The 23,281-nt window shown below is 62.8% G+C and carries 21 protein-coding genes; 15 read left to right on the top strand and 6 right to left on the bottom strand.

The annotated features are described in order from the left end of the window. Window positions 1-3 precede the first annotated feature (3 nt). Together ACNKU3_RS08755 and ACNKU3_RS08750 are read right to left on the bottom strand one after the other, a co-directional pair. Window positions 4-816, bottom strand: coding sequence for a nucleotidyltransferase family protein (locus tag ACNKU3_RS08755; RefSeq protein ID WP_418259063.1), 813 nt, complete (start codon window positions 814-816; stop codon window positions 4-6). Window positions 817-822: 6 nt separating this feature from the next. Then, window positions 823-1,974 carry a hypothetical protein gene (locus tag ACNKU3_RS08750; RefSeq protein WP_418259062.1) on the bottom strand — a complete coding sequence of 384 codons (1,152 nt, stop codon included), beginning with the start codon at window positions 1,972-1,974 and terminating at the stop codon, window positions 823-825. 405 nt (window positions 1,975-2,379) lie between these two features. Between ACNKU3_RS08750 and ACNKU3_RS08745 the strand changes: the two genes are divergently transcribed. From ACNKU3_RS08745 to ACNKU3_RS08725, 5 genes are read left to right on the top strand one after another with little or no spacing between them, the layout of a single operon-like run. Beyond that, the gene (locus ACNKU3_RS08745; RefSeq protein ID WP_418259061.1) at window positions 2,380-4,128 is read left to right on the top strand and encodes a fatty acyl-AMP ligase; all 1,749 of its coding nucleotides are present in this window, start codon (window positions 2,380-2,382) and stop codon (window positions 4,126-4,128) included. Next, entirely contained in the window at window positions 4,125-5,066 is a 942-nt protein-coding gene (locus tag ACNKU3_RS08740) for an NAD-dependent epimerase/dehydratase family protein (RefSeq protein ID WP_418259414.1), read from the top strand. The genes ACNKU3_RS08745 and ACNKU3_RS08740 overlap by 4 nt, the downstream gene beginning before the upstream one ends. 13 nt (window positions 5,067-5,079) lie before the next feature. Continuing rightward, on the top strand, window positions 5,080-6,078 hold the full coding sequence (locus ACNKU3_RS08735) for a lysophospholipid acyltransferase family protein (protein ID WP_418259060.1): 999 nt from the start codon (window positions 5,080-5,082) through the stop codon (window positions 6,076-6,078). A gap of 5 nt (window positions 6,079-6,083) precedes the next feature. Further along, window positions 6,084-6,695, top strand: coding sequence for a sterol desaturase family protein (locus ACNKU3_RS08730; RefSeq protein ID WP_418259059.1), 612 nt, complete (start codon window positions 6,084-6,086; stop codon window positions 6,693-6,695). Window positions 6,696-6,710: 15 nt separating this feature from the next. After that, window positions 6,711-7,643, top strand: a complete 933-nt coding sequence (locus ACNKU3_RS08725) for a lysophospholipid acyltransferase family protein (RefSeq protein ID WP_418259058.1) — start codon at window positions 6,711-6,713, stop codon at window positions 7,641-7,643. Between the two features lie 4 nt (window positions 7,644-7,647). Here the strand turns inward: ACNKU3_RS08725 and ACNKU3_RS08720 are convergent, their stop codons facing one another. Then, window positions 7,648-9,393 carry a BamA/TamA family outer membrane protein gene (locus ACNKU3_RS08720; protein WP_418259057.1) on the bottom strand — a complete coding sequence of 582 codons (1,746 nt, stop codon included), beginning with the start codon at window positions 9,391-9,393 and terminating at the stop codon, window positions 7,648-7,650. 120 nt (window positions 9,394-9,513) lie between these two features. Here ACNKU3_RS08720 and ACNKU3_RS08715 point away from each other — a divergent pair, with 120 nt between their 5' ends. Together ACNKU3_RS08715 and ACNKU3_RS08710 are read left to right on the top strand one after the other, a co-directional pair. Next, entirely contained in the window at window positions 9,514-10,269 is a 756-nt protein-coding gene (locus ACNKU3_RS08715) for a 2OG-Fe(II) oxygenase (protein ID WP_418259056.1), read from the top strand. 7 nt (window positions 10,270-10,276) lie between these two features. Next, the gene (locus tag ACNKU3_RS08710; protein WP_418259055.1) at window positions 10,277-11,179 is read left to right on the top strand and encodes a sulfotransferase; all 903 of its coding nucleotides are present in this window, start codon (window positions 10,277-10,279) and stop codon (window positions 11,177-11,179) included. Between the two features lies 1 nt (window position 11,180). On the opposite strand, the gene ACNKU3_RS08705 is transcribed toward ACNKU3_RS08710, so the two are convergent. Further along, on the bottom strand, window positions 11,181-12,647 hold the full coding sequence (locus ACNKU3_RS08705; RefSeq protein ID WP_418259054.1) for a RimK family protein: 1,467 nt from the start codon (window positions 12,645-12,647) through the stop codon (window positions 11,181-11,183). Between the two features lie 145 nt (window positions 12,648-12,792). Between ACNKU3_RS08705 and ACNKU3_RS08700 the strand changes: the two genes are divergently transcribed. Together ACNKU3_RS08700 and ACNKU3_RS08695 are read left to right on the top strand one after the other, a co-directional pair. Beyond that, window positions 12,793-13,932: a peptidase C39 family protein gene (locus ACNKU3_RS08700; protein ID WP_418259053.1), complete on the top strand. Its 1,140-nt coding sequence runs from the start codon at window positions 12,793-12,795 to the stop codon at window positions 13,930-13,932. Next, entirely contained in the window at window positions 13,929-15,215 is a 1,287-nt protein-coding gene (locus ACNKU3_RS08695; protein ID WP_418259052.1) for a flavohemoglobin expression-modulating QEGLA motif protein, read from the top strand. The genes ACNKU3_RS08700 and ACNKU3_RS08695 overlap by 4 nt, the downstream gene beginning before the upstream one ends. Here ACNKU3_RS08695 and ACNKU3_RS08690 read toward each other — a convergent pair. Next, window positions 15,207-16,028: a sterol desaturase family protein gene (locus ACNKU3_RS08690; RefSeq protein ID WP_418259051.1), complete on the bottom strand. Its 822-nt coding sequence runs from the start codon at window positions 16,026-16,028 to the stop codon at window positions 15,207-15,209. The genes ACNKU3_RS08695 and ACNKU3_RS08690 overlap by 9 nt on opposite strands. A gap of 430 nt (window positions 16,029-16,458) precedes the next feature. On the opposite strand from ACNKU3_RS08690, the gene ACNKU3_RS08685 reads away from it, so the two are divergent. Next, entirely contained in the window at window positions 16,459-17,040 is a 582-nt protein-coding gene (locus ACNKU3_RS08685; RefSeq protein WP_418259050.1) for a hypothetical protein, read from the top strand. Window positions 17,041-17,067: 27 nt separating this feature from the next. Next, window positions 17,068-17,835 (top strand): hypothetical protein, encoded by a 768-nt coding sequence (locus tag ACNKU3_RS08680; protein WP_418259049.1) that lies wholly within the window; start codon window positions 17,068-17,070, stop codon window positions 17,833-17,835. 60 nt (window positions 17,836-17,895) lie between these two features. Here ACNKU3_RS08680 and ilvC read toward each other — a convergent pair whose 3' ends face one another. Continuing rightward, complete coding sequence (gene ilvC, locus ACNKU3_RS08675) at window positions 17,896-19,368, bottom strand: ketol-acid reductoisomerase (RefSeq protein ID WP_418259048.1); 1,473 nt, start codon at window positions 19,366-19,368, stop codon at window positions 17,896-17,898. 136 nt (window positions 19,369-19,504) lie between these two features. Between ilvC and ilvY the strand changes: the two genes are divergently transcribed. Genes ilvY through ACNKU3_RS08655 form a run of 4 tightly spaced genes read left to right on the top strand, consistent with a single transcriptional unit; the run spans window position 19,505 to window position 22,927 of the window. Continuing rightward, window positions 19,505-20,410, top strand: coding sequence for an HTH-type transcriptional activator IlvY (ilvY, locus tag ACNKU3_RS08670; RefSeq protein WP_418259047.1), 906 nt, complete (start codon window positions 19,505-19,507; stop codon window positions 20,408-20,410). Window positions 20,411-20,445: 35 nt separating this feature from the next. After that, window positions 20,446-21,303, top strand: a complete 858-nt coding sequence (gene pssA, locus ACNKU3_RS08665) for a CDP-diacylglycerol--serine O-phosphatidyltransferase (RefSeq protein ID WP_418259046.1) — start codon at window positions 20,446-20,448, stop codon at window positions 21,301-21,303. A gap of 59 nt (window positions 21,304-21,362) precedes the next feature. Continuing rightward, a complete protein-coding gene (msrP, locus tag ACNKU3_RS08660) occupies window positions 21,363-22,349 on the top strand; it encodes a protein-methionine-sulfoxide reductase catalytic subunit MsrP (RefSeq protein ID WP_418259045.1) in 987 nt (328 codons plus the stop codon). Then, on the top strand, window positions 22,349-22,927 hold the full coding sequence (locus ACNKU3_RS08655) for a sulfite oxidase heme-binding subunit YedZ (protein ID WP_418259044.1): 579 nt from the start codon (window positions 22,349-22,351) through the stop codon (window positions 22,925-22,927). The genes msrP and ACNKU3_RS08655 overlap by 1 nt, the downstream gene beginning before the upstream one ends. The last annotated feature ends 354 nt before the right edge of the window (window positions 22,928-23,281 follow it).

Genomic DNA, 23,281 nt, shown 5'->3' with positions numbered 1-23,281 from the left:
GGTTCAGGCGTCCCGGTCGGTGGCGTTGGCCAGCGAGCCTTTCACCAGCATCAGGTCGGCGATGGAATCCACATCGATGGCGGCGTTGGCGTAGGGCAGGATGACCGCCCGGATGCGCAGGCCCAGGCGCTTGCCCAGCTTGGCCAGCGCCTCTTCCAGTGACAGCATGCCCAGCCGGTAGCGCAGGATCGCCCACCAGCCCAGCAGGCCGACCAGCACCAGCGGTTTCTTGCGCTGCTGTTCGATCTGGCGCCAGAATTTGGCGGCCCGACGCCCCTCCGGGGTGACGAAGGCGAACAGGTTGCAGCCGCAGAAGTCCCCATCGCTGAAACGCAGCACGGTTTTGTGGATGCCGGGATAGGCGTCGGTAACCAGTGCGTGGGGTGCCAGCCCCACGGTGAGATCCACCGGGTCGGCGAGACTCTGGCGGGCGAAAGCGTCGACGATCTCGGCGGTGAGCAGTGGGTGGTCCGCGGTAGTCAGCAGCACCGGGACCTCGCTATCCATCTCCTGCATGGTCTCAAAGGCACTGGTGCTGGGTGAGATTCCCGGCGGACGCCATTTGACCTCGCCCTGGTCAACCCACTGCTGCAGTTGCGCATCGGTGGCGACCTCCGCCGCCTCCGGACCGGAGAGGGTGATGTCCTGCACGGACCGGGCTTTCCGCAGGGCATTCAGCACCCGGCGTACCATCGGGGTACCGTCGATATCGATCATCGCCTTGCTGCCGGCGTCGCTGGAGCGAATCAGGGCGTCGGCCTTGCTGCGGTCGCCCGCCAGTACTACCACACTTACTTTCTGGTCCGTAAAACTCACAGGTGTTCAGTCCTTCCGCAGGGATTTTTCATAGACCCGGTAGCGCTTGTAGGCGACGCCGCCAATGGTCTCGATGATATTGCGCATGCCGTCGTTATCTTCGAGGATCCAGCCCATTTCGACGTCCTCGACACCGCGCTGGTGCAGCGGGCCGCGCACCGCGTCGATCACCGAAAAGGCCAGGGTCGGTCCCAGGCGCAGGTGGTGGAAGCGGCGGCGCACGCCCATCAGCGGCACCCGCGCGGTGCGCGGAGTGCGCACTTTCAGCCGCCACAGCAGCTTGGCCCAGCCGAACGGCAGCAGTTTGCCGCCGAGGTCGCGGGCCGCCTCGTTGATGTTGGGCAGGGCGACGATAAAGGCGACCGGTTCACCATCCAGTTCGGCAATCTGGATATTGTCGTCCGGCATCAGTTTGATCAGGGTCTCGACGGTGTGTTGCCACTCGTCCTTGTCCAGGGGTACGAAGCCCCAGTTGTCGTGCCAGGCGTCGTTGAAGATATCGCGCATGACTTCGGCTTCGGCCGCGAGGTCCTTGCGGTTGGCCTTGCGCACCCGGATGCGGTCGGAGAGCTTGTCCGCCAGCCGGCGCATCACCCGCGGCGCCTCGAAATCCGGGTTGATGTGGTAGGCGAGCAGGTCCTTGGCCTTGGCGTAGCCGAGGTCTTCGATGGCCGCCCCGTACCAGGGCAGGGCGTGACCCATCAGCACGTAGGGTGGGGTGTCGAAGCCATCCACCAGCAGGCCGATTTCCTCGTTGATGTGCAGGTTGAAGGGGCCGCGGATTACCTGCATACCCTCGCCGCGCAGCCAGTCCTCGGCTGCGCTGAACAATGCGCTCACGACCTCCGGGTCCTGCTCCGCTTCGAACATGCCGAAGTAGCCGGCGGAATCCTTGTGCTGGGACAGGTGGAGTTCGTCCACCTGGGCGGTGATGCGGCCGATCACACGGCCGTTGCGACGGGCCAGCCAGGCGCGCCAGCGCGCGTGCTGGAAGAAAGGATTCTTTGCCGAAAATCGTTGCTGCTGCTCAATGGTCAGCGGTGCTATCCAGTGCGGGTCATTGGCGTAGAGTCGGTGGGGCAGTTCGAGGAACTCCTTGAGCTGGCCCTTGCCAGTGATCTCCTCGATGCTGAAGGTGTTCGTGACTTGTGTAGACATGCCCCCGCTGTAATCCCCGGTAAGCCGAAAGTCGGGCAGTATAACCGGTTGTGGGGCGCAGGTAATCTCCGCGCTTTTAGCGCTTGTGGAATACCTCACGGACACCGGCAGAATGGTACTTTTTACTATCTTTAACAGAGACTTAAGTGCTAGTATTTTTGCAAAATCAAAGAGGCCAGAAGTTAGGGGTCCGGCAAAAAAAACAATTTCAACAACGGCTGTCGCGTGAGTGTGTTCAAGGTGGCAAGGGTCTTTTCCCGGCCTCGCACAACCATGTGGTGGTGTGGTGGGGTGACAGGTAATCGAGTCTGCTGCTGGCAATCGGGAACCGCTGCCTCAACGTGCAAGCTGTTGTTGCCTCAGGAGGATTGACTCTTGTCAACGCGTCAGGTTGAAGCTACACCCATGCGCCATGCTCTACCTTTCCGTCCCGGTGATTTCAGCACCCTGACAGAAGCTCTGGACTACGCCGCCCAAGGCGAAACCGGCGTCAATTTCTATACCGGGCGGGGCGCTATATACGCCAGCCTTACCTATAGCACCTTGCGCAGCGAGGCGCTGGAACTCGCCGACAAGTTGCTCAGCCTGGGCCTGGCCCGGGGTGACCGGGTGGCGCTGATCGCCGAGACCGACCCTGAATTCATCCGCTTTTTCTGTGCCTGCCAGTACGCAGGACTGATCCCCGTGGCCTTGCCGGCATCGGTGAAGCTCGGCGCCCACAACACCTACGTTGCCCAGCTGCGCTCCCTGCTGGAAGCCAGTGACGCGGTGGTCGGGGTGGCCTCGGAAGGCTACCTGCCGTTCCTGCAGGAGGCCGGAGAGCCCCTGCAACTGCGCATGGTCGGCCGCCCCGAGGACTTTCACGCCCTGCCGGCAAAGGGCGTGGCCATGCCACAGGTTTCCAGCGACGATATCGCCTATATCCAGTACACCTCTGGCAGCACCCGTTTTCCCCGCGGTGTGGTGATCCGCCACCGCACGGCGATGGCCAACATCCAGGGTATTACCGTGGACGGGCTGAAGATCGGCCCGGAAGACCGCCTGATGTCCTGGCTGCCCTTCTATCACGATATGGGCCTGGTGGGTTTCGTGCTGGTGCCGCTGGCTACCCAGCTGTCCGTCGATTACCTCGACACCCGGGAATTCGCCGTGCGCCCCCGCCAGTGGCTGACCCTGATGACCCGCACCCGGGCCAGCATCTCGTTCGCGCCCAGCTTCGGTTACGATCTCTGCGCGCGCCGCGTGCGCCCCAGCAACCTCGAGGAATACGACCTGAGCAACTGGCGGGTAGCCGGGATCGGCGCGGAAATGATTCGCCCGCAGACCCTGGAACTGTTCGCCGAGATTCTCGAACCCTGCGGGTTCAGCCGCAGCGCATTCACCGCCTGCTACGGCATGGCCGAATGTACCCTCGGCGTCAGCTTTTCCCCGCTGGACCACGGCTTTACCACCCATTACCTCGACAGCGATCACCTCGCCGACCACCACGAAGCACTGCAGATCGACCCGGGCGAACAGCGCGGTCGCGGCCGCCATTTCGTTAATTGCGGTGTACCCCTGCCCAGTTTCGAAGTCCAGATCCGCGATAACGGCCAGGTGCTCGAAGACTGGAAAAGCGGCGTGATTTACCTCCGCGGCCCCAGCGTGATGGAAGGGTATTTCAACATGCCGGCGGAAACCAGCGACGTGCTGGATGCGGACGGCTGGCTCAATACCGGCGATATCGGCTATCTCGCCGATGGCGTGTTGACCATTACCGGTCGCAAGAAAGACATCATCATTATCCACGGCCGCAATATCTGGCCCCAGGACCTCGAGCACGTGGCCGAGGCCCAGCCCGAGTTCCGTCCCGGTGACGCCGTCGCCTTCTCCGCGCCCGATGACCAGGGCGAGGAGCACTGCGTGATGCTGGTGCAGTGCCGGGAGACTGACACCACCACCCGCGGCAACCTGGTCCGCCGCCTCACTGCGCTGCTGCGCATGGAGATGGGCCTCGACTGTTATGTCGAACTGGTCCCGATTCACTCCCTGCCGCGAACTTCCTCCGGCAAACTTTCCCGGGCCAAGGCGAGGATGGACTTCATCGCTGCCCAGGAAGCCGAGCGCGAGGAAAACTTCGCCGTCGAACTGCGCCGCCGGGTCGCGTCAGCCTGATTGCACGCGGTAACCTTATTGCCCTGACCGGCGCCACCGGCTTCATCGGTGGCTGGATTTGCCGGGAACTGCTGCAGCGGGGCTACCGGCTGCGGGCGCTGGTGCGCAACCCGGATGCAGCCTGTCGCCTGGCCGCCCTCGGCATTGATACCGTTCGCGGCGACCTGCACGATCCGCCTGCCCTGGACGCCTTGCTGGCGGGTAGTGCCGGGGTCGTCCATGCGGCCGCTACGGTGCGCGGCGCCAGCTGGGCGGATTTCGAAACGGCGAATGTCGCCGGTACCGCGCGGCTGCTCGCCGCAGTACAGAAGCTGGAAACCTCTCCCCGCCTGCTGTTCCTGTCCTCACTTGCCGCCCGCGAACCACAGCTGTCGTGGTATGCCCGCAGCAAGTCCGAGGCCGAGGCGCTGTTGGGTGAGGCAGGGGATGTCGACTGGCTGGTATTGCGGCCGCCCGCGGTGTACGGTCCCGGCGACCGCGAAATGCTGCCCCTGCTGAAGCTGATGGCGCGGGGCCTGGCCCCGGTGCCGGGCAGCCTGGATGCCCGGTTCTCGCTGATCCACGCGCAGGACCTGGTGCGGGCGGTGGCCGATGGCCTGGCGGCGGATGTCGCGGGCCAGGTGCTTACCCTGGACGACGGTCACGCCGGCGGCTACAGCTGGCCGGAACTGGCACGCATTGTCGAGCAGCTGACCGGGCGGCCGGTCAGGCTGCTGCAGGTGCCGGAAAAGTTACTGGACCTGGTGGCGGGCATCAACGTCCGGACAGCCCGGCTGAGCGGCCGGCTGCCGATGCTCAGCCCCGGTAAACTGCGCGAATTGCGCTACCCCGACTGGGTGGTGGACAACGCCGGTATCGGCTGCGCGCTGGGCTGGCGACCGGCTATCGGCCTGGCTGAGGGGCTGGCACCCCTGTTGCGCGGCGATGCGGGCGCTTGAGTGAGAGGTTGTTTTGGCTGAATTTATCCTGGGCAACTCCCTGCGCAAGCTGGCGCGGGCACGCCCTACCTTGCAAAAGGCCCTGTGGCGGCTCGATTACTGCCTGATCTGGCTGCTGGTAAAGGGCTTCGGCATCGTGCCAATTGATAACGCTTCCGGCCTGGGGAACCGGGTCGGCCGCTGGATCGGGCCGCGCCTGCGCAAGAAGTCGAAAATTTTCCGCGCCAATCTCGCGGTCGCCTTTCCCGAAAAGAGTGCGGCAGAACTGGCGGAGCTGGAGCGGCGGGCCTGGGGTCAGGCGGGGCGGGTACTGGCGGAATACACCCACCTCGAGGAACTGTACCGCGACCACGAGCGCATGCAGCTGGAAATCCTCGAGCCCGTGGAGACTTACCGGCATCCGGAAGTGCCGGCGGTTTTCGTGGGCGCCCACCTCAGCAACTGGGAAATCATGGCCGCGGCGATAGCGCGGATGGGCATCCCCTTCGCCAGCCTGTATTCCCCGCCGACCAACCCCCTGCTGGACCGGATGCTGCGGGATTCCCGCCAGGCGCTCAACTGTGAGTTGCTGCCCCGGGACAACAGCACCCGGGCGCTGTTGCGCTGCCTGCACGACGGCCGTTCCGTGGGCATGGTCATCGATCGCCGGGTGGACGAGGGCAGTCCGGTGCCGTTTTTCGGTGCTGACAAACTCTCTACCCTGGTGCCGGCAAGGCTGGCCCTGAAGCATGGTTGTGACATGGTACCAGTTCGGGTACTGCGCCTCGGGGGCGCGCGGTTTCGCGTGCTATTCTACCCCCCGGTGCGTCCCGCGGATGCAGCTGCGGACGCCGCGGAGCAGGCCGGGGATATGACCCGGCAGGTACACCGGTTGTTCGAGGAGTGGATCCACGAGCAGCCCGAGGACTGGTTCTGCTCGAAACGGATGTGGGCAAAGCGTAAAATAGCCCCGCCAGAATCTGCCGTTGCCGCAGACCAGCGGTGTAATGGAGCCGGCCCTGACCGGATGTGAAAGCGATGCAATCTCAAAAAGCCCCGCACCAGTCGATCCGCCTGTTCGAGAATGACCTGCTCGAGCGGCTCTCGCACGTGCATCCGATTACCCCCCTGCTGGTCTGGTCACCGGTGGCGGCCTGGCTGTTCTGGCGGGCGTTCGCGGTGGACGGGCTGGGTGTGCCCGGTGTCGTTGCAGTTGCCTTCGCCGGGGTATTTGTCTGGACGCTCGTCGAATACATTTTCCATCGCTTCCTGTTCCACTACCCGGCGAAGAGCAAGGCGGGCAAGTGGCTGGTGTTCCTGTTCCACGGCAACCACCACGACGACCCGATGGACAAGACCCGGCTGGTGTTCCCGCCGGCCGGCGCCATTCCGATCATGGCCCTGCTGTACCTGCTGTTCTCTCTGGTGATTCCCGCGCACCTGATCGCGGCCTTCATGGCGGGCTTTATCGTCGGCTACCTGATGTACGACTATATCCATTACGCAACCCACCATTTCCACATGCGCAACCGGCTGGCGAAGTTTCTAAAGCACTATCACCTGCGCCACCATTTTTCCCGCCAGGTCGGGCGCTACGGCGTCAGTTCGCCGCTGTGGGATGCCGTTTTCGGTACCTGGCCCCGCCGCTGAGGCATTGCCGGACCCATGCCTGAGTACTACCTGATCCCCAAGAAACTGGCGCGCAAGGCGCCGTTTCTCGCCCGCATGGCCCAGACCTGCGAAGCGGGCCTGTTCCGCGCGGTGTTCTGGGGCTTGCGCAGGATGTCGCTGGAGAGTGCCTACCGCTTTGCCGGCGGCGTTTTCTCGGTGGTCGGCCCCCACACTCGCAAGGCGGCCAAGGCCATGGCCAACCTGGAGATCGCCTTCCCCGAAGAAAGCGAGGAATGGCGCCGGCAGACCGTCAGGGACATCTTTCGCAGCCTGGGTTACGCCGCGGTGGAACTGGTCAAGATGGACCAGATCTGGGACCAGCGGAAGGAGCGCCTGGAATTCGTCATGTCCGCGGAAACCCGCGAGCACGTGGAGGCGGGCCGCCCGGCGATCATGTTTTGCGCCCACGTCGGCCCATGGCAGGTCAACAACCTGATCGCGCGCCAGTACGGGCTTGCGGTCAGTACGATCTACGCCCCGGAATCCAACCCGGTGTTTGCCGGGCTCATGGCCAAACTGCGCGGCGAGTTCGGGGTCGGCTGGATTTCCTCGGAGGAGGGCGCCCGGCCGCTGCTGCGGGAACTGCAGCGCGGCAATATGATCGGGCTGGCCATGGATACCCGCCTCGACAGCGGTAAACTGGTGCCGTTTTTCGGCCGCGAGGCGCTCACCAATACCAGCGCGGCGGGCCTGGCGCTGCGCACCGGGGCATCGTTCATCCCGGTGCGCACCGAGCGGCTGCCCGGTTGCCGGTTCCGGCTTACCCTGGAACCGCCGCTGCGCTGTTCCATTCCCGACGCGCCCGAGCGGGAGCAGGCCCTCGACCTCGCCCTGCAGGTGAACCAGTGTTTCGAGCGCTGGATCCGCGAGAGCCCGGGCGAGTGGATCTGCCTGAAGCGGCGCTGGCCCAAGGCACACAAGCTCTGAGTTGCTAGAACTGGTCGCGTACCCGGAACAGTAGCTGCACGCTGTCGACGTCATCGCCCCGGGCGAGGGGGAAGGCGAGGTCGACGTGAATCACCCGGCGCTTGTTGGCGCGGCTGGAATTGAGCCGCAGGCCGAAGCCCACGTCGGCCAGGGTGCCGCCGTTGGCGCCGTTATCCTGGTCGTCGTACCAGGCCCGCCCCACATCGACAAAGGCCGCGGCTCCCACCCGGAACAGGCGGAAGGGGTGCCAGTCCGAGTAGTAGCGCTCTTCCAGGCTGACGACGAAGCTGCGGTCGCCGACCTGGTAGTTGCGCTCGTACCCGCGCATGCCGGTATCGCCGCCGAGCCAGACCTGGCGGTCCTCGGTGAGTCCGTCGGTGTAGTCGATCCGGGTGCTGGCAAAGAACGTCCACTTGTGGTGCTGGCGGTGGAAGTAGTTGGAATACAGGGTCAGCCAGAGATTCTCGAAATCACCGCTGTCCGGGTCGTAAAAGCCGTTGGCGAAGCCCTCGACCCGCCACATCTTCTTGCTGTTGACCCGCAATGTGGTCTGGTAATAGCCGTCGAAAGCAATCTGGTCCCGGGTGGCGCCAAGCCCCTCCGCTGACCAGCCCAGCATCCAGTTGTAGCGCTGGCCGACGTAAAAATCCTCGGTGCGGCCGATGTAATTCATGTTGCGCACCTTGTTGTAGCTATCCTCTATCGAATCGTAACCGATGAAGGGGTAGACGTAGTCGCGGTCCCCGGGCAACTGGTCGGGGGGGATGTCCGAGTCGCTGTAATCGAAGCTGTTGGTCTCGTAGTGCAGGCCGGCGCGCCAGCGGTTCACCCGGTTGCCCTGCTCCGGGTGGATGGCCATGGCGCCGAACAATTCCACCACGTCGTATTCGTGGTTGAATTCAGTCACCTCGTCGCCGCGATACCAGGTGGCCTCCTCGGCCTTTCCCTGGCGGGCGCCGGTACCGGCTGACCAGGGTTCATAGACGGAGAAAAAGGGCCGCTCGACTTCCAGGGCGCGGTAGTAGCCGTCGTCGTAGTCGCTGTAGGTGAGCCCCAGGGTCCAGCGCGAGTCGAACAGTGCCGGGTCCCCGTAGAACATGCTGTAACCGCTGCGGTCAGGGTCGTCTTCGAAGAGCAGCCCAACCTGCTTGCCGCTGCCCAGCAGGTTCGAATCCGTAATGCCGATCGCCGCGGTGTTGTCGCCGCCGCTGCGTGACAGGCTGATGGTGGGGTTCAGGGTCCAGATATCCCGGGTGACCACCTCGACATCCACGCGCTTGCCACATACCCGGACCGGCACCACCCGCGCGTCGTAGAGGAAGTCGAACTCGCGCAGCAGGCGTTCGGTTTCCGCCAGCATCGCCGGGTCGTAGGGTTCACCGGGCGCCAGCAGCAACTGACTCTGGATCACGGATTCCCAGGTTACCACATTGACCCGGTTTGCCAGGCGGTACAGCCAGTTGTCCTCCCGCTGGTCCTCGAGGTTGAAGACGTTATAGCGGGTGAAGGTAACTTCCCCGATAACGGCGTCAGCGGGGATGGATTCCCGGAATGCCTTCTGCTCCGGATTGTGGTTGATGAAATTGAATTTCTGGTATTTCGGCAGATCTGGCCCCTGCCGGCAGGCTTCGGTATCGTCCTGCTGGCCATAGCTGCCGGCGGCAAAAATGCCGAAGAAAAATGCAGCCGCCAGCCGATACCGCACAGCCTTGGCGGGAGATTGGGAAAACAACCGAAACCGGGCGTACAATTGCAGGCTCCCTGTGCCAGTACTTACATTTAGGACTATCCGCACGGGACCGGCAAGGGAATAATGCTCAATGGCGACGATTCCTTTATATTGCGGGCAATTTACTTCCGGGGACAGACAATGGGCGCTCTGCGCTATGTAAACCAGGCACTTCTCGAACAGATCGATACCGGCGCGTTCCGGGCACGGCAGCCGTTTCCCTGGTTGAATCCCCAGTACTTCATTGCCCCGGAACACTACCCGGAATTGCTGGACAGCATGCCGGACATCGCGCAGTTTCGCGCGGCCTTCTACGGTACCCGCAAACACGGGCAGAAGGGGCATGACCGCTATGTCCTCGACTACGAGGAGGGCATGAGTCTCGCCGAACCCTGGCAGCAGTTCATCGACGAACTGCGCGGTGATACCTACCGCGAGTTTGTCTGCCAGTTGCTCAAGGTGCGCGATATCCGCTTCCGCTTTCACTGGCATTACACGCCGGCAGGCTGCGAGGTCTCACCCCACTGCGACTCGCGGGGCAAGCTGGGCTCGCAGATTTTCTATCTCAATACGGAGCGCGACTGGCAGCCCGAGTGGGGCGGCGAGACCGTGATCCTCGACGACGAGGGCGAATTCCCCGCGGCCAGTGCGCCGCAGTTCGCGGACTTCAAGGCCGAGTACGCCGCGCTCACTGCGGATAACCGCAGCCTGCTGTTCGCCCGGCGCGGCAACTCCTGGCACGGTGTCCGCGCGGTGCAATGCCCGGAGGGCTATTTCCGCAAGGTGTTTATCGTGGTGTTCGAAGCGCATCGGCCGCTGCGCCTGGCGAGCAAACGCCTCAAGCGAATTCTCAGCGGCAAGCCGCCGGTTACCGACAAAGAGCGGATGATGTACTGAGTTGTCCGTGAACAGTGCGCATCGCCCCCCATTATTGATTCTCGGCGCGCCGCCCCGCGGTGGTAACCACCTGCTGCGCGGCCTGCTCGATGGCCACCCGGACCTGCTGCTGCCGCCGGACGAAGACTACGCGGTCCGCCACCTGGCGCGCAGCCCCTGGCGGAGGATGCAGGGAGCGCTGGCCGGGGCCGGCGGGGCCAGTGGCTTTTACCGGCGCCTGCAGAAGGGCGGCCACCTCGAGCGGGTGAACCGCGACGAAGCGGGGGAAACCTTCGGCACTGCGGGCTCGCTCGACCTCGATCGCTACTACGCCCACATTCGCGTCAGCCACCAGCGCTGGCGCGCCAGCCAGCTTGCCTACAACCATATCGAGGCGCTATCACAGGCCCTGGGGGGGGATGAGAACGGGCGCCGGATGCGTGTCTACTTCTGTGCGCTGCAACCCAGCAATCGCGATCTCACCCGGGTCGGCCGCTTGCTCGCGCAGTTCTACGATGTGCGTGGGGTCTTCGTGGTGCGCGACCCGCGGGCGCACCTGAGTTCCAAGCTGGTCCGCAACCCGGGGCTCAGCCTGCGCCGCTACTGTGCCCGCCAGAACCGCTACATGGCGGAAATCGATCACTTTCGCGAGGAGTGTGGGCCGGCCCTGGCCGTGCGCTTCGAAGACCTGGTGCTGAATACCGAAAGCGCCATTCGCGAGGTCTGCGCCCTGGCAGGAATTGCCTTCCACCCGGAATTGCTGGATTACACCCAGGGCGGGCGCCCCAGCAAGAGTAATTCGTCCTTCACTACCAGTGATGGCATCGATGCCGAGGCGGTCGACCGCTACCGGGAGACGCTCCCGGACGAGGTATCGCGTTTCGTTGTCCGGCACTGCCGTCCCGAACTGCTGTGGCGGGCCGAGGGCTGAATCAGTGGCCGCGACGCGCTTCCATCCGCCGCAGTAGCGTACCCATTACCTGCCGGTACAGGTCCATGCCGAGGTGCTTGTCCTCGATGCCGCTCTCGATACTGGGGTTGTCGTTGACTTCAATCACGTAGCCGCGGCCGTCCTTTTCCTTGACGTCGACACCGTAGAAACCATCGCCGATCGGTCGCGTCGCAGCCAGGGCAGCCTCCAGTACGGCGGTTGGGACCTCGCTGACCGGCAGCGTATCGAAACCACCCGAGTTGGTGCGCTGGCCGTGGCGATAGATCTGCCAGTGGCGCTTCACCATGTAGTAGCGGCAGGCGTACAGCGGCTTGCGATCGAGCACGCCGATGCGCCAGTCGAAATCGGTGTAGAGGAATTCCTGGGCCAGCAGCAGAGTGGACTCGCGGAACAGTTTCCTGCTGATACTGTCCAGTTCCTCGCGGTTGTTGGCTTTCTCCACGCCGCGGGAAAAGGAACCGTCGGGGATCTTGATCACCACCGGGAAGCCGAAATCCGCGGCCAGTTTATCCAGTTGCTCCCGGTGCCCGCGATGCAGCAGCAGGGTGCGCGGCGCCGGTACCTTGTGAATCCGGAACAGGTCCGCCAGGTACACCTTGTTGGTACAGCGCAGGATGGAGTTGCTGTCGTCGATGACCACCAGACCCTCGTTCTCTGCCTTGCGGGCGAAGCGGAAGGTAAAGTGGTCGATGTTGGTGGTGGTGCGAATAAACAGGCCGTCGAATTCCGGCAGGCGCAGGTAGTCGCGCTGGGTGATCAGCTGGCAGTGAATGCCCATTTCCCGCCCGGCGCGGATAAAGCGTTTCAGCGCGCCGGCATTGGAGGGTGGCATGGATTCACCCGGATCGCAGAGAATCGCCAGGTCGTAGCGGGAGCGGGCTTTCACCCGTTTGCGCCTCCATTGCTTGCGGGTGAAATCCTCCAGTGTCCAGGTGAACAGCTCGCGTTCGTCCTCCGCCAGCTGGCGTGGCGACAGCGGGCGCAGGCCGGTGATCTCCCACTGGGCCTTGCGCTTGAGGGTTATCTCCAGCAGCGGGCAGGGGAATATTTCGAACAGGCGGCGAGCCAGTTCGTCGAGGGTGGGGTCCAGTGAGCGGCCGAAGAAAAAGCGCAGTTTCAGGCTGCTGTTGGGTTCCGCATCTACCGGCAGGTTGTTCAGCGGCACGCCGAGGTCGCTTACCCGTATGCGGTACAGGGAGCGCCGGGTGAGGTCGCTGAGGGTCTGCAGTGAGGGAGTAATCTTGTGGCCCCGGGCCTCCGCCAGCAGTGAACAATAGTACCCCTCGCTCAGGTAGCCGAACTTGCGACACAGGTTGATGATGCGCGGCCGCACCGAACCCTGGGGGTAGTTCCCGGTAACATAGTCCTGGAAGGTAATGACCTGCCCTGCGGTTGGCGGCTGGGGCCAGTCCTTGCGCTGGTGGACGACGATAAGCGTTTTGGACACGACGGTAAGCTCTGCTGGTCTGGCGGGAATAACAGGCGAAGTATTTGGCAGCGTGGACTGGCAGTCAATCTGGCGCAGCGTTATATTTTGGCATCTTCCATCACCGGGCCGACAGCCCTTCCGGGGCGGGCTTTCGCAGGCATTTATGCTCGATTCCATTCGTCCAGCCCGGAGCAGTGACCTGGAGGCGTTGCTGTCTCTGGAAGCTGCGAGTTTTTCTGGCGACCGGCTCAGTCGGCGCAGTTTTCGTCGCTGGCTGAAACACGAGCACTGCGTTTTCCTGGTGGCCGAGGACGCCAACGCATTGCTGGCCTATGTGCTGGTCATCCTGCGTCGCGGTACCCGTCTCGCGCGCCTGTATTCGATAGCGGTGAATCCCGTTGCGCGGGGCAGGGGGCTGGCCAAGGCGCTGCTGCAGCAGGCGGAACGGACCGCGCGCGGTAACGGGGCGCTGTACATGCGGCTGGAGGTTGCCACGGGCAATACCGCGGGCATCGCGCTCTACGAGGGCATGGGTTACCGGCCCTTTGGCCTGTATCGCGATTATTACGACGACCACGGCGACGCGATACGCATGGAAAAATGTATCCACGCCTACAGCAAGGCCGAGTCGAGTCGCTCTATTCCGTGGTTCCCGCAGAGTACCGCGTTTACCTGCGGCCCCGCGTCCCTGATGATGGGCCTGGCTGCGCTGGACGGTTCCTACACTCCCGACCATGCCGAGGAAATCCAGATCTGGCGCGAGGCGACTACCATCTTCATGACCTCGGGCCATGGCGGCTGCCATCCCCTCGGGTTGGCCCTGGCCGCGGCGCGGCGCGGCTACGGCGCCGAGGTTATCGTCAACCAGGTCGGACCGCTGTTTCTCGAGGGAGTGAGGGACAGCAACAAGAAGCGGGTAATGACCCTGGTGCACGAAGGTTTCGTCGCCGAGGCGCAAACCCTTGGCGTGACGACCAGCTACCGCGGCCTGGATCAGCAGGAACTGATCGACGAATTCAATGCCGGCGCCAGTGTCCTGGTGCTGATTTCCACCTATCGGCTGGATCGCAAGAAAGCACCGCACTGGGTCGTGCTGAGCGGCAGCGACGAGCGCTGCCTGTTCCTGCAGGACCCCGCCTATGAGATCGACCTGGAGCATGAGAGCGGCGCGGAATCCCTGAATGCGCTGGACTACCAGCACCTGCCGATCGCCCGGGAGGATTTTGCCGCCATGAGCCGGTTCGGGGGCACCCGCCTGCAGGCCGCGGTGATCCTGAAACGCAAAGCAAGGAAGAGCGCATGAGCGGTCCCACCCAGCAGTATCTCAGCACCGTGCGCGAGTTGTCCGACCGCATGGTCGAGGCCCAGCGCCCGATACGCATCCTCGATACCATCAAGTGGCACGCGGACATTCGCGAGGGTTTTTTTGCCAGTGGTTGCCGCGAACTGCCCGCGGTGGATGCGGAGTACTACGCGCGCCGCAACCCGCTGGATTTTGTCGCCGCCGACAAGCGCAGCGAATTTCGCGAGATCGAGCGGGATATCTCCCGGCAGCTCGGCCAGTTGAATCCGGTCTCGGTGCTGATGCGCCGTATCTGCCGCGAGTACCGCAGTGTCGTGGACATGCTCGATGCGCGCGGTACCAGTGAGTTCGGGCTGATTTCCCGTGACCTCTACGGTTCCGCTTCGGATGTTTTCCACGCCGGTGATCCCACGCTGGCGGACCTGGGTACCGCAATGGAGGACACCCTGGTCAACCTGCTGCGCAACGATTCGATGACCGAAGCGGAGAAAACCTTCAGCGCGGAGCAGGCGGTGGAGATGCTCAACGAGCGCCTGCTGGCGGTTTTTCCCGACGCGGGCTTCCGGGTCCTGCTGAACGACCAGATGACCGCTGACGCCGCGGCGGGTTCGGACTACCTGAAAATACGCAGCGATGCGCGTTTCAACCAGCTGGATATCGACGTCCTGGAAGTGCACGAGGGCTGGGTGCACCTCGGCACCACCCTCAATGGCATGGCCCAGCCTTACTGTACTTTCCTCGGCAAGGGGCCGCCGTCCTCGACCACGACACAGGAAGGACTGGCGGTGCTGACGGAAATTCTCACCCTGCGCTCCAGTCCCGGGCGCCTCTACAAACTGGTCAACCGGGTGCGCGCGGTAACGCTTGCCGAGGACGGGGCGAATTTTGTCGAGGTGTTTGATTACCTCTGCGGCAACAACCTGTCACCCCAGGAGAGTTACTCGATTGCCGCGCGGGTCTTCCGTGGCAGCACGCCCGAGGGCAAGCCCTTCACCAAGGACCTGGCCTACATGCGCGGCTTTGTGCAGACCTTCAATTTCCTGCGCCTGGCGATGAGCGAGGGGAAGCTGGACAGCCTGCCCCTGCTGTTCCTGGGCAAGGTCACCCTGGAGGATATCAAGCACTACCGCCTGTTGCTGGAAGAGGGAGTGGTAATGCCTCCGCGCTTCCTGCCGCCGCATTTCGCCGAGATGAAGGGGCTGGCGACCTGGATGAGTTTTTCCCGGTTTATCGCGTCGCTGAGCTTCGACCAGTTGCAGTCGGACTACAGCGGCCTACTGTGAGGCTCCTGCCGCGGCGGGGCGGCGGATTTTCCTGAAGGGCATCACCAGCAGCTGGTCGATACGCTTGTCGCGTTTTTCCCGCCAGTACTCCAGGCCGATCTCCATGTTTTCCAGTTCGCGGGGATCGCGCCACTTCGCGGTGCCGAAAAGGTAATCGAACCAGGGTACCAGGGTGCCGAAGTTGCTGTCGGTGTAGCGTTGCTCCGACGAGTGGTGCAGCCGGTGATAGTCCGGGGTGATGATTACCCGGCGCAAAACCCGGTCGAGTGCCTGGGGCAGGCGGATGTTGGCGTGGCCGAAGGCTGTGCTGGCCACGACAAACAGCTGGTAAGTCGCTGCTACCGCCGGGGTGACGCCGAGCATGACCACCGCGGGCGTTATCAAGGGCAGGGTCAGCAGCGTTTCCAGCGGGTGGTTGCGCAGGCTGGTGGAGACATCGAGCCGGGTATCCGCGTGGTGGACCGCGTGTATCGGCCACAGCCAGCTCACCCGGTGATAGACGCGATGGCCCCAGTAGCCGATAAACTCGGCCACCACCAGCAGGAGCAGGAAGCCCGCCACCGGATTGCTGGCCACGGACTGCGGAACCAGGCGCAGCTGGTGCAGATTGACATTGCCGGCAAACCAGATCATCGCCCAGGTCGCGAACAGGTTGCTCGCGTACCAGGTGACGGCGCTGAGGCTGAAATTATTGATCCAGCGCGATGCCAGTTCAGACTCGCTGTTTTGCCTTGGCACAAGGGTTTCCAGGAACATCAATAGTGCGAAGACGCAGGCGGTGAAAATATAGATGGTCTGGGTATCTGGGTTCATGTCACTTTTGGCAGGGTTTCGTTTTCCGAAGAATCTGTCACAGCGTATAGTAACCCGGCCGGCGCCGGAAGAACTGCGCTGACATTTAAAAATCGACCTCAGGGGGATGTATGGATACCAAACCTCGATTGCGGATTTACCAGCTGGCTACTGCGCTCACTTGCCTGCCGTCCATGGCCTGGGCACAGAACCAGGTCGTTACCATCCATGTAGGCGCTGTGGCCCCGCCGAGCCGGGGCCACGCGGGTAATACAGCCCGGGGGTGACGCACCTGCCCGTGGACACGGATGGACAAAACGTAGATGATTTAGCAGTGGCAGCCCATTCCTGTAATCGGGTCGGCGCTGTCGCAGGTTACTGTAAAGAGCGTAAGCCAGAAAACGCCACGAAGACCGTGTCAAAAATCATACAACATCAACTGGGGGAAAATATGTTTAACAGGAAATGCCTTTGGGCCAATGCCGCGCTGTTCGTGCTGGCGGGCCTGCCTGCGGTGGCTTCGGCTACCACTTCACCGGTCATCAACGTCGGGGCCGTCATTCCACCACCAGCGGCGCCTGTGCCGGGTGTCGCCCCGGAGGCAGTGCCCTTCATGGGGACCGGCCTGGTTATCGCTCTGGGCCTGCTGCTGGCGGTGATCGCCTACCGCTTTTTACGCCAGCGCCCGGCCTACCAGAAGATTCTCTGCCTGACCACGCTGGCGGCCGGAACCCTGGTCACCGCCTGGGGTGCGGGGCCGACCATTGCCGGGATTCTTCTCCCGGTCATCGCCGTCCCGCCTGAAAACTCGGTGTGTACCAGCGGGACCTTTGGCGTCAGCTCTCTCGAGTGGGGCGGGTTCGGTGGGATGGAAATCACCAACAACTGCGCGACCACGACGCTGGAGGTTCTCAGTTACGAGTTCATGCCCTGTGCCTATGAGTTCCAGGTAAAGGACGGCGGTGCTGATATCGGTGATACCATCGAGCCGGGTGTAACAGTCCTTTCCAACTACTGTGAATTGGGCGATTAAGAGAAGGAGAATTAAAAAGGGGAGCAAATGCTCCCCTTTTTTTATTTCTTGCAGACCGCACGGTTCACCGCGATTAGCCTGGCAGAGTGTATAGACACCGGCTGTGAAAATATCGATCATCCATGTGCGGTGATGCATTTCCCTGCCGTTTGGGAAACGTGTTCTGAAATAAGAAAAGTGCCTACGGTGACGTCTGGTCTTTACAAATCAGGGTATGGGGGAGACATGATTTTCAAACCGGGATTAGCAATCAATATGGCGCTGGCGGTCCTTGTCGGCCTGCCTTCTGTGGCCTCGGCCACCAACGCAGCTGTCGTGATAAATGTTGGCGCAGTGGCGACGCCGGTTCCGGCCGTCCCGGCGGAACCCGTGCCTGGACTTGGCGTCGGCCTGATTGTAGCGCTTGGCCTGTTGCTGGCGATGATCGCCTACCGTTTTCTGCGCCAGCGCCCCGCTTACCAGAAAATTCTGTGCATGGCTGCGCTCTCTGGCGGCACACTGGTGATCGCCTGGGGTGCCGGTCCGACTGTTGCCGGCCTCTCCCCGCTTGTCGTCGTACCGCCGGAGGAAGCTGTCTGCATTTCTGGAGAGCTGGGGATTATCAACGTCAACTGGTTCGGGTTCGGAGGGATGGACATCACCAACAACTGCGCGACCACGACGCTGGAGGTTCTCAGTTACGAGTTCATGCCCTGTCCCTATGAATTCCAGGTAAAGGACGGCGGTGCTGATATCGGCGACACCATCGCGCCGGGCGCGACCGTCCTTGCCAACTACTGTGAGTTCGATAATTAGGAAAACGGGAATGAAAAAAGGGGAGCAGATGCTCCCCTTTTTATTTTTTGCAGACAGCGCTTAGACGATACGCTTCATCGCAGTCATGTAGCCGCGCAGCTTGTCGCCGACGATCTCGACCGGGTGGTTGCGGATCGCGCGGTTCACCGCGATCAGTTCCTGGTTGTCCACGCCGTTGTCGCCGGAGATACCCTTGCCGATGATGTCGGTGTCGACTTTGGCCATGAAGTCCCTGAGCAGCGGACGGCAGGCGTGGTCGAACAGGTAACAGCCGTATTCGGCGGTGTCGGAGATCACCACGTTCATCTCGTACAGTTTCTTGCGCGCGATGGTGTTGGCGATCAGCGGGGTCTCGTGCAGTGACTCGTAGTAGGCCGATTCTGCCTTGATGCCCGCGGCGACCATCGTGTCGTAGGCCAGTTCCACCCCGGCCTTGACCATGGCGACCAGCAGGATGCCGTGGTCGTAGTACTCCTGCTCGGAGATGTCCGCATCGGTGCTGGGGGTGTTTTCGAAGGCGGTGTCCTGGGTGGCGGCGCGCCAGTTCAGCAGGTTGGCGTCGTCGTTGGCCCAGTCGGCCATCATGGTGCGGGAGAATTCACCGGACATGATGTCGTCCTGGTGCTTCTCATACAGCGGGCGCATGATGTCCTTGAGTTCCTCGGCCAGGTGGAAGGCGCGGATTTTCGCCGGGTTGGACAGGCGGTCCATCATGTTGGTGATGCCGCCGTGCTTCAGGCCCTCGGTGACGGTTTCCCAGCCGTGCTGGATCAGCTTGGAGGCGTAGCCCGGCTCGATGCCTTTCTCGACCATCTTGTCGAAGCAGAGGATGGCGCCGGTCTGCAGCATGCCGCAGAGGATGGTTTGCTCGCCCATCAGGTCGGACTTCACTTCGGCGATGGGCGAGGATTCCAGGACGCCCGCGCGATCGGCGCCGGTGCCGGCGGCCAGCGCCTTGGCGATGTCCAGGCCTTCGCCTTTCGGATCGTTCTCGCGGTGTACCGCGATCAGGGTGGGTACGCCAAAGCCGCGCTTGTATTCCTCGCGCACTTCAGTGCCGGGGCATTTCGGGCACATCATGACTACGGTCAGGTCCTTGCGGATCTGCATGCCTTCTTCCACCAGGTTGAAACCGTGGGCGTAGTCCAGGCAGGCGCCTTCCTTCATCAGCGGCATAACCGCGTTGACCACGCTGGTGTGCTGCTTGTCCGGGGTCAGGTTCATGACCACGTCGGCGGTGGGGACCAGTTCCTCGTAGGTGCCGACGGTGAAGCCGTTCTCGGAAGCGTTCTTCCAGGACTGGCGCTTTTCCGCGATGGCTTCCGCGCGCAGGGCGTAGGACACGTCGAGGCCGGAGTCGCGCAGGTTCAGGCCCTGGTTGAGGCCCTGGGCGCCGCAGCCGACGATGACGATCTTCTTGCCCTTGAGGTAGTTACAGCCGTCGGCGAATTCGCTGCGATCCATAAAACGACACTTGCCCAGTTCCTCCAGTTGGAGGCGCAGGGGCAGGGTATTGAAGTAATTCTGGCCCATGAGAGTAGTCCTCTTTGTTGCGGGTAATTACGATAGCGTGTTGATAGCAGGCCGAACGATACGGGATTCTTTGTCTTGCGTAAAACGCTAAATAGGCGATACTGTATTGCTTTATTTGCAATAAAGGCGAGAGCGGATGGAAACCCGGACCCTGACGGTCTTTGTCTCGCTCGCCGAGACCCTGAATTTTAGCCGCAGTGCGGAAAACCTGCACATGAGCGTATCGGCGGTCAGCCGCAGTATCGCCCGGCTGGAGGAAGAGCTCGGCCAGCCGCTGTTCCAGCGTGATCGCCGCAATGTCACCCTGACCCGCGCTGGCCGGGAGTTTCGCGAATTTGCCCGCCAGACCCTGGCTGAATGGCAGCAGCTGAAACAACAGCTGGGCAACACGGGTGAGCTGGCGGGGGAAGTCAGCCTCTACTGCTCGGTCACGGCGACCCATACCCTGCTGGCGCCCATTCTCGCGCAGTTTCGCGCCACTCACCCGGGGGTGGACATCATGATGCACACCGGCGACCAGGCGGACGGCATCACCCGTATCCTGCGCGGCCAGGACGACCTGGCGGCGAGTATCCGGCCCCTGCAGGCCTCCCGGCGCATGGATTTCCTGCCGCTGGTGGCATCGCCGCTGCAGTTCTGCCTGCCGGCGGCGGATTGCCTGGTGCGCGAGCGGGCGCTGGCGGGTGAGGGCGGCGGTGAGCCCGACTGGTCCTCCCTGCCGCTGATCGTGCCGGAGCGCGGCATTACCAAGGAACTGCTGGACGAGTGGCTGCGCCGGCGCAATATCCGCCCGCGCATCTACGCCCAGGTGGCCGGCCACGAGGCGATTGTGGCGATGGTGAGCCTGGGGCTCGGCGTGGGCATTGCGCCGCAGTTGGTCATCGAATCCAGCGGCCTCGGTGAAGGCGTGGAGACGCTGCAACTGGAGCAGGGCCTGCCCGCACTGACCATCGGCCTTGCCGCCCTGCGTGCCCGCCTGGCCAACCCGCTGGTGCGCGCACTCTGGGATGTCGCCGGGCAGACCTATGACGCCGCCCTTTGATACAATCGGGCACAAATAAACGGCTGGAACCCGCCATGAATTCGCCGCAGCAACCAGATAGCCCCAAGACGCCCGAAGACGAGGGGGATGAATCGACCAACAGCGGAGTCACCGCCTCGCTGGATATGCTGGTCGACGAGCACGAGGAAGAAGTCTCGGAAAACGGGCGCTCGGTGCGCCGCCAGGGTATCTACCTGTTGCCGAACCTGTTTACCACAGGTGCGCTGTTCGCCGGCTTTTACGCGGTGATCGCGGCCATGCGCGGCGATTTCGCCAGCGCGCCCATCGCCATTCTCGCCGCCCTGGTGCTCGACGGCCTGGACGGCCGGGTAGCCCGCCTGACCAATACCCAGAGCAAGTTCGGCGCCGAGTTCGACAGCCTTGCCGACATGGTGTCCTTTGGAGTGGCGCCAGCGCTGGTCATGTTCAGCTTCGCCCTCGGCGACCTCGGAAAGTTTGGCTGGAGCGCCGCCTTCATCTACGTCGCCTGTGCCGCCCTGCGCCTGGCGCGCTTCAATACCCAGATCGGCAAGGCGGATAAAAACTACTTCACCGGGCTCGCCAGTCCGGCGGCGGCTACCATTGCCGCCAGCGCGGTCTGGGTCTGCAGCGATTTTGGCTGGCAGGCGGGTGAACTGCCGCCGGAGGCGGGGTTCCTGCTGGCCTGCCTGACTGCGCTGCTGGGTTTCCTGATGATCGCCAATTTCCGCTACTACAGCTTCAAGGGCATCGACTTCCACGGCCGGGTACCCTTCGTGGTGATGTTCCTGGTGGTGCTGGTGTTCGGGCTGGTTACCCTGGATCCGCCGCTGGTACTGTTGATGGCCTTCCTGGCCTACGCCCTGTCCGGCCCGGTGATGATGGTCTGGCGCCTGCGCCGGCGACCGGATTAAGGGGAACCAATAACGCAGGCGGTACTCTGAACCTGAACGCACATACCCGGAGGTAGTCCATGTCTGTTCGGTTCAGGGTTCCGCCAATCAGCTCCTCGGAAATCACCCCGGAGTCGGTTTACCTGCGGCGCCGGGAAATCATGAAGGCCTTTGCCGCGCTGTCCGTGCCGCTGGTCGCCGGCGTAAGCCCTGCGGCGCAGGCGGGGATCAGCACTGGAGGGAAACCCCTCGAATACGTCCCCGCCAGCCAGGGGACTCAGGGGTTCTATACGGACGAGCGCCTGACACCGCGCGAAGACGCGGCCAGTTACAACAACTTCTTTGAATTTGGTACCGGCAAGTCCGACCCGGCGAACTACGCCGGCGCCATGAGCACCGACCCCTGGACTGTCGAAGTCGACGGCGAGGTCGATCGGCCGGGCAAGTTGCACCTGGAAGATATTCTCGGCCGCTACCCGCTGGAAGAGCGGATCTACCGCCTGCGCTGTGTCGAGCGCTGGTCGATGGTGATTCCCTGGGTCGGCTTTCCCCTGGCCTCGCTGCTGCAGGATTTCCAGCCCACCAGCCGTGCGAAATTCGTCGCTTTTGAAACGCTTTACCGGCGCAGTGAAATGCCCGGTACCCGCAGCTTTACCAGCACCCTCGAATGGCCCTATGTGGAGGGGCTGCGCATTGACGAGGCGACGCATCCCCTGGCTTTCCTCGCCGTGGGGAATTACGGCAAGACCCTGCCCAACCAGCACGGCGCGCCGATCCGCCTGGTGGTGCCCTGGAAGTACGGTTACAAGAGCATCAAGTCGATTGTGCGGATCAGCCTGGTGGAGAAGCAACCGCCCACGGCCTGGAACAAGTCGCAGCCGCGGGAGTACGGCTTCTATTCCAATGTTAATCCCCAGGTCGACCACCCGCGCTGGAGCCAGCAATACGAGCGCCGCTTGCCCGGGAGCCTGTTTGAGCCCCGGGAAATCCCGACCCTGATGTTCAATGGTTACGAAGAGCAGGTGGCCTCGCTGTATACCGGGATGGACCTGCGGAAATACCATTGATGGTCGGGTGGATCAAACCGGCGGTGTTTATCGCCTGCGTGGCGCCCTTTGGCCTGCTGGTGTACGGCGCCTTCAGCGCAGGACTGGGACCCGACCCTGCGGAGACTTTGATGCTGGTCACCGGGGAGTGGGCGCTGCGCTTCCTCCTGCTCACGCTGGCGGTGACGCCATTGCGCAAACTCTCGCACTGGCAGTGGCCGATCCGCTTCCGCCGCATGCTCGGCCTGTTCGCGTTTTTCTATGCCTGTGTCCACCTCGTTACCTTCGGCCAGTTCTTTATCGGCTGGAATGGGGGCAGGGCGCTGGAAGAGGTGGTGAAAAGGCCCTATATCACCGTGGGTGTGATGGCCTGGTTGTTGCTGTTGCCGCTGGCCCTGACCTCGACCCGGGGCATGCAGCGGCGGCTGGGGAGGAACTGGCGCCGCCTGCACCAGCTGGTGTATCCGGCGCTGGTGTTCGCCTGTGTCCACCTGGCCTGGCAGGTGCGTTCCGACTACGGCGAGGCACTTGTGTATTGTTTGCTTGCGGGAGGCTTGCTTTTGTTCCGCCTATGGCCCAGAATCCGCGCCCGCGCTTGAGACGGATGAGCGGCTCGCGGCCCTGTAAATAGAGTGTTTTTTGGGCAGCGAAAAAATTGCAGGATTTTTTTTCAAAAAGGTCTTGCACGCCATGATTCCCGTACGTATAGTTCGCGTCCCTTCACCGGGGCAGGTGCTCAACCCAAGGGTCGACACCGGCAAGTTTCCCAAAAGCTATCAATAGCTTAGCGGGCAAACCCCAGAGTTCCGGAGAGGTGAAAACGGCAGCAAAAAGTTAAAAATTTTTGTTGCCAACCGGGAAGCGCTCTGTATAATGCGCCTCCTCGCTGAAGGGACAACCCGGAAGCAAAACCCAAAGCCAGCGCGCTGCGGGAGCTGATTAACAAGTTGACG

Source organism: Haliea sp. E17 (genome assembly GCF_048323675.1).
Classification (GTDB): Bacteria; Pseudomonadota; Gammaproteobacteria; order Pseudomonadales; family Halieaceae; genus Mangrovimicrobium.
This window is presented reverse-complemented; position numbering and strand designations above follow the sequence as displayed.

Coding starts and splice junctions, on each gene's coding strand:
- ACNKU3_RS08680 (WP_418259049.1), top strand. CDS start 17,068: ATGCTCCCCTTTTTTTATTTCTTGCAGACCGCACGGTTCACCGCGATT.
- ACNKU3_RS08730 (WP_418259059.1), top strand. CDS start 6,084: ATGCAATCTCAAAAAGCCCCGCACCAGTCGATCCGCCTGTTCGAGAAT.
- ACNKU3_RS08695 (WP_418259052.1), top strand. CDS start 13,929: ATGAGCGGTCCCACCCAGCAGTATCTCAGCACCGTGCGCGAGTTGTCC.
- ACNKU3_RS08685 (WP_418259050.1), top strand. CDS start 16,459: ATGTTTAACAGGAAATGCCTTTGGGCCAATGCCGCGCTGTTCGTGCTG.
- ACNKU3_RS08690 (WP_418259051.1), bottom strand. CDS start 16,028: ATGAACCCAGATACCCAGACCATCTATATTTTCACCGCCTGCGTCTTC.
- ACNKU3_RS08715 (WP_418259056.1), top strand. CDS start 9,514: ATGGGCGCTCTGCGCTATGTAAACCAGGCACTTCTCGAACAGATCGAT.
- pssA (WP_418259046.1), top strand. CDS start 20,446: ATGAATTCGCCGCAGCAACCAGATAGCCCCAAGACGCCCGAAGACGAG.
- msrP (WP_418259045.1), top strand. CDS start 21,363: ATGTCTGTTCGGTTCAGGGTTCCGCCAATCAGCTCCTCGGAAATCACC.
- ACNKU3_RS08745 (WP_418259061.1), top strand. CDS start 2,380: ATGCGCCATGCTCTACCTTTCCGTCCCGGTGATTTCAGCACCCTGACA.
- ACNKU3_RS08655 (WP_418259044.1), top strand. CDS start 22,349: ATGGTCGGGTGGATCAAACCGGCGGTGTTTATCGCCTGCGTGGCGCCC.
- ilvY (WP_418259047.1), top strand. CDS start 19,505: ATGGAAACCCGGACCCTGACGGTCTTTGTCTCGCTCGCCGAGACCCTG.
- ACNKU3_RS08725 (WP_418259058.1), top strand. CDS start 6,711: ATGCCTGAGTACTACCTGATCCCCAAGAAACTGGCGCGCAAGGCGCCG.
- ACNKU3_RS08750 (WP_418259062.1), bottom strand. CDS start 1,974: ATGTCTACACAAGTCACGAACACCTTCAGCATCGAGGAGATCACTGGC.
- ilvC (WP_418259048.1), bottom strand. CDS start 19,368: ATGGGCCAGAATTACTTCAATACCCTGCCCCTGCGCCTCCAACTGGAG.
- ACNKU3_RS08700 (WP_418259053.1), top strand. CDS start 12,793: ATGCTCGATTCCATTCGTCCAGCCCGGAGCAGTGACCTGGAGGCGTTG.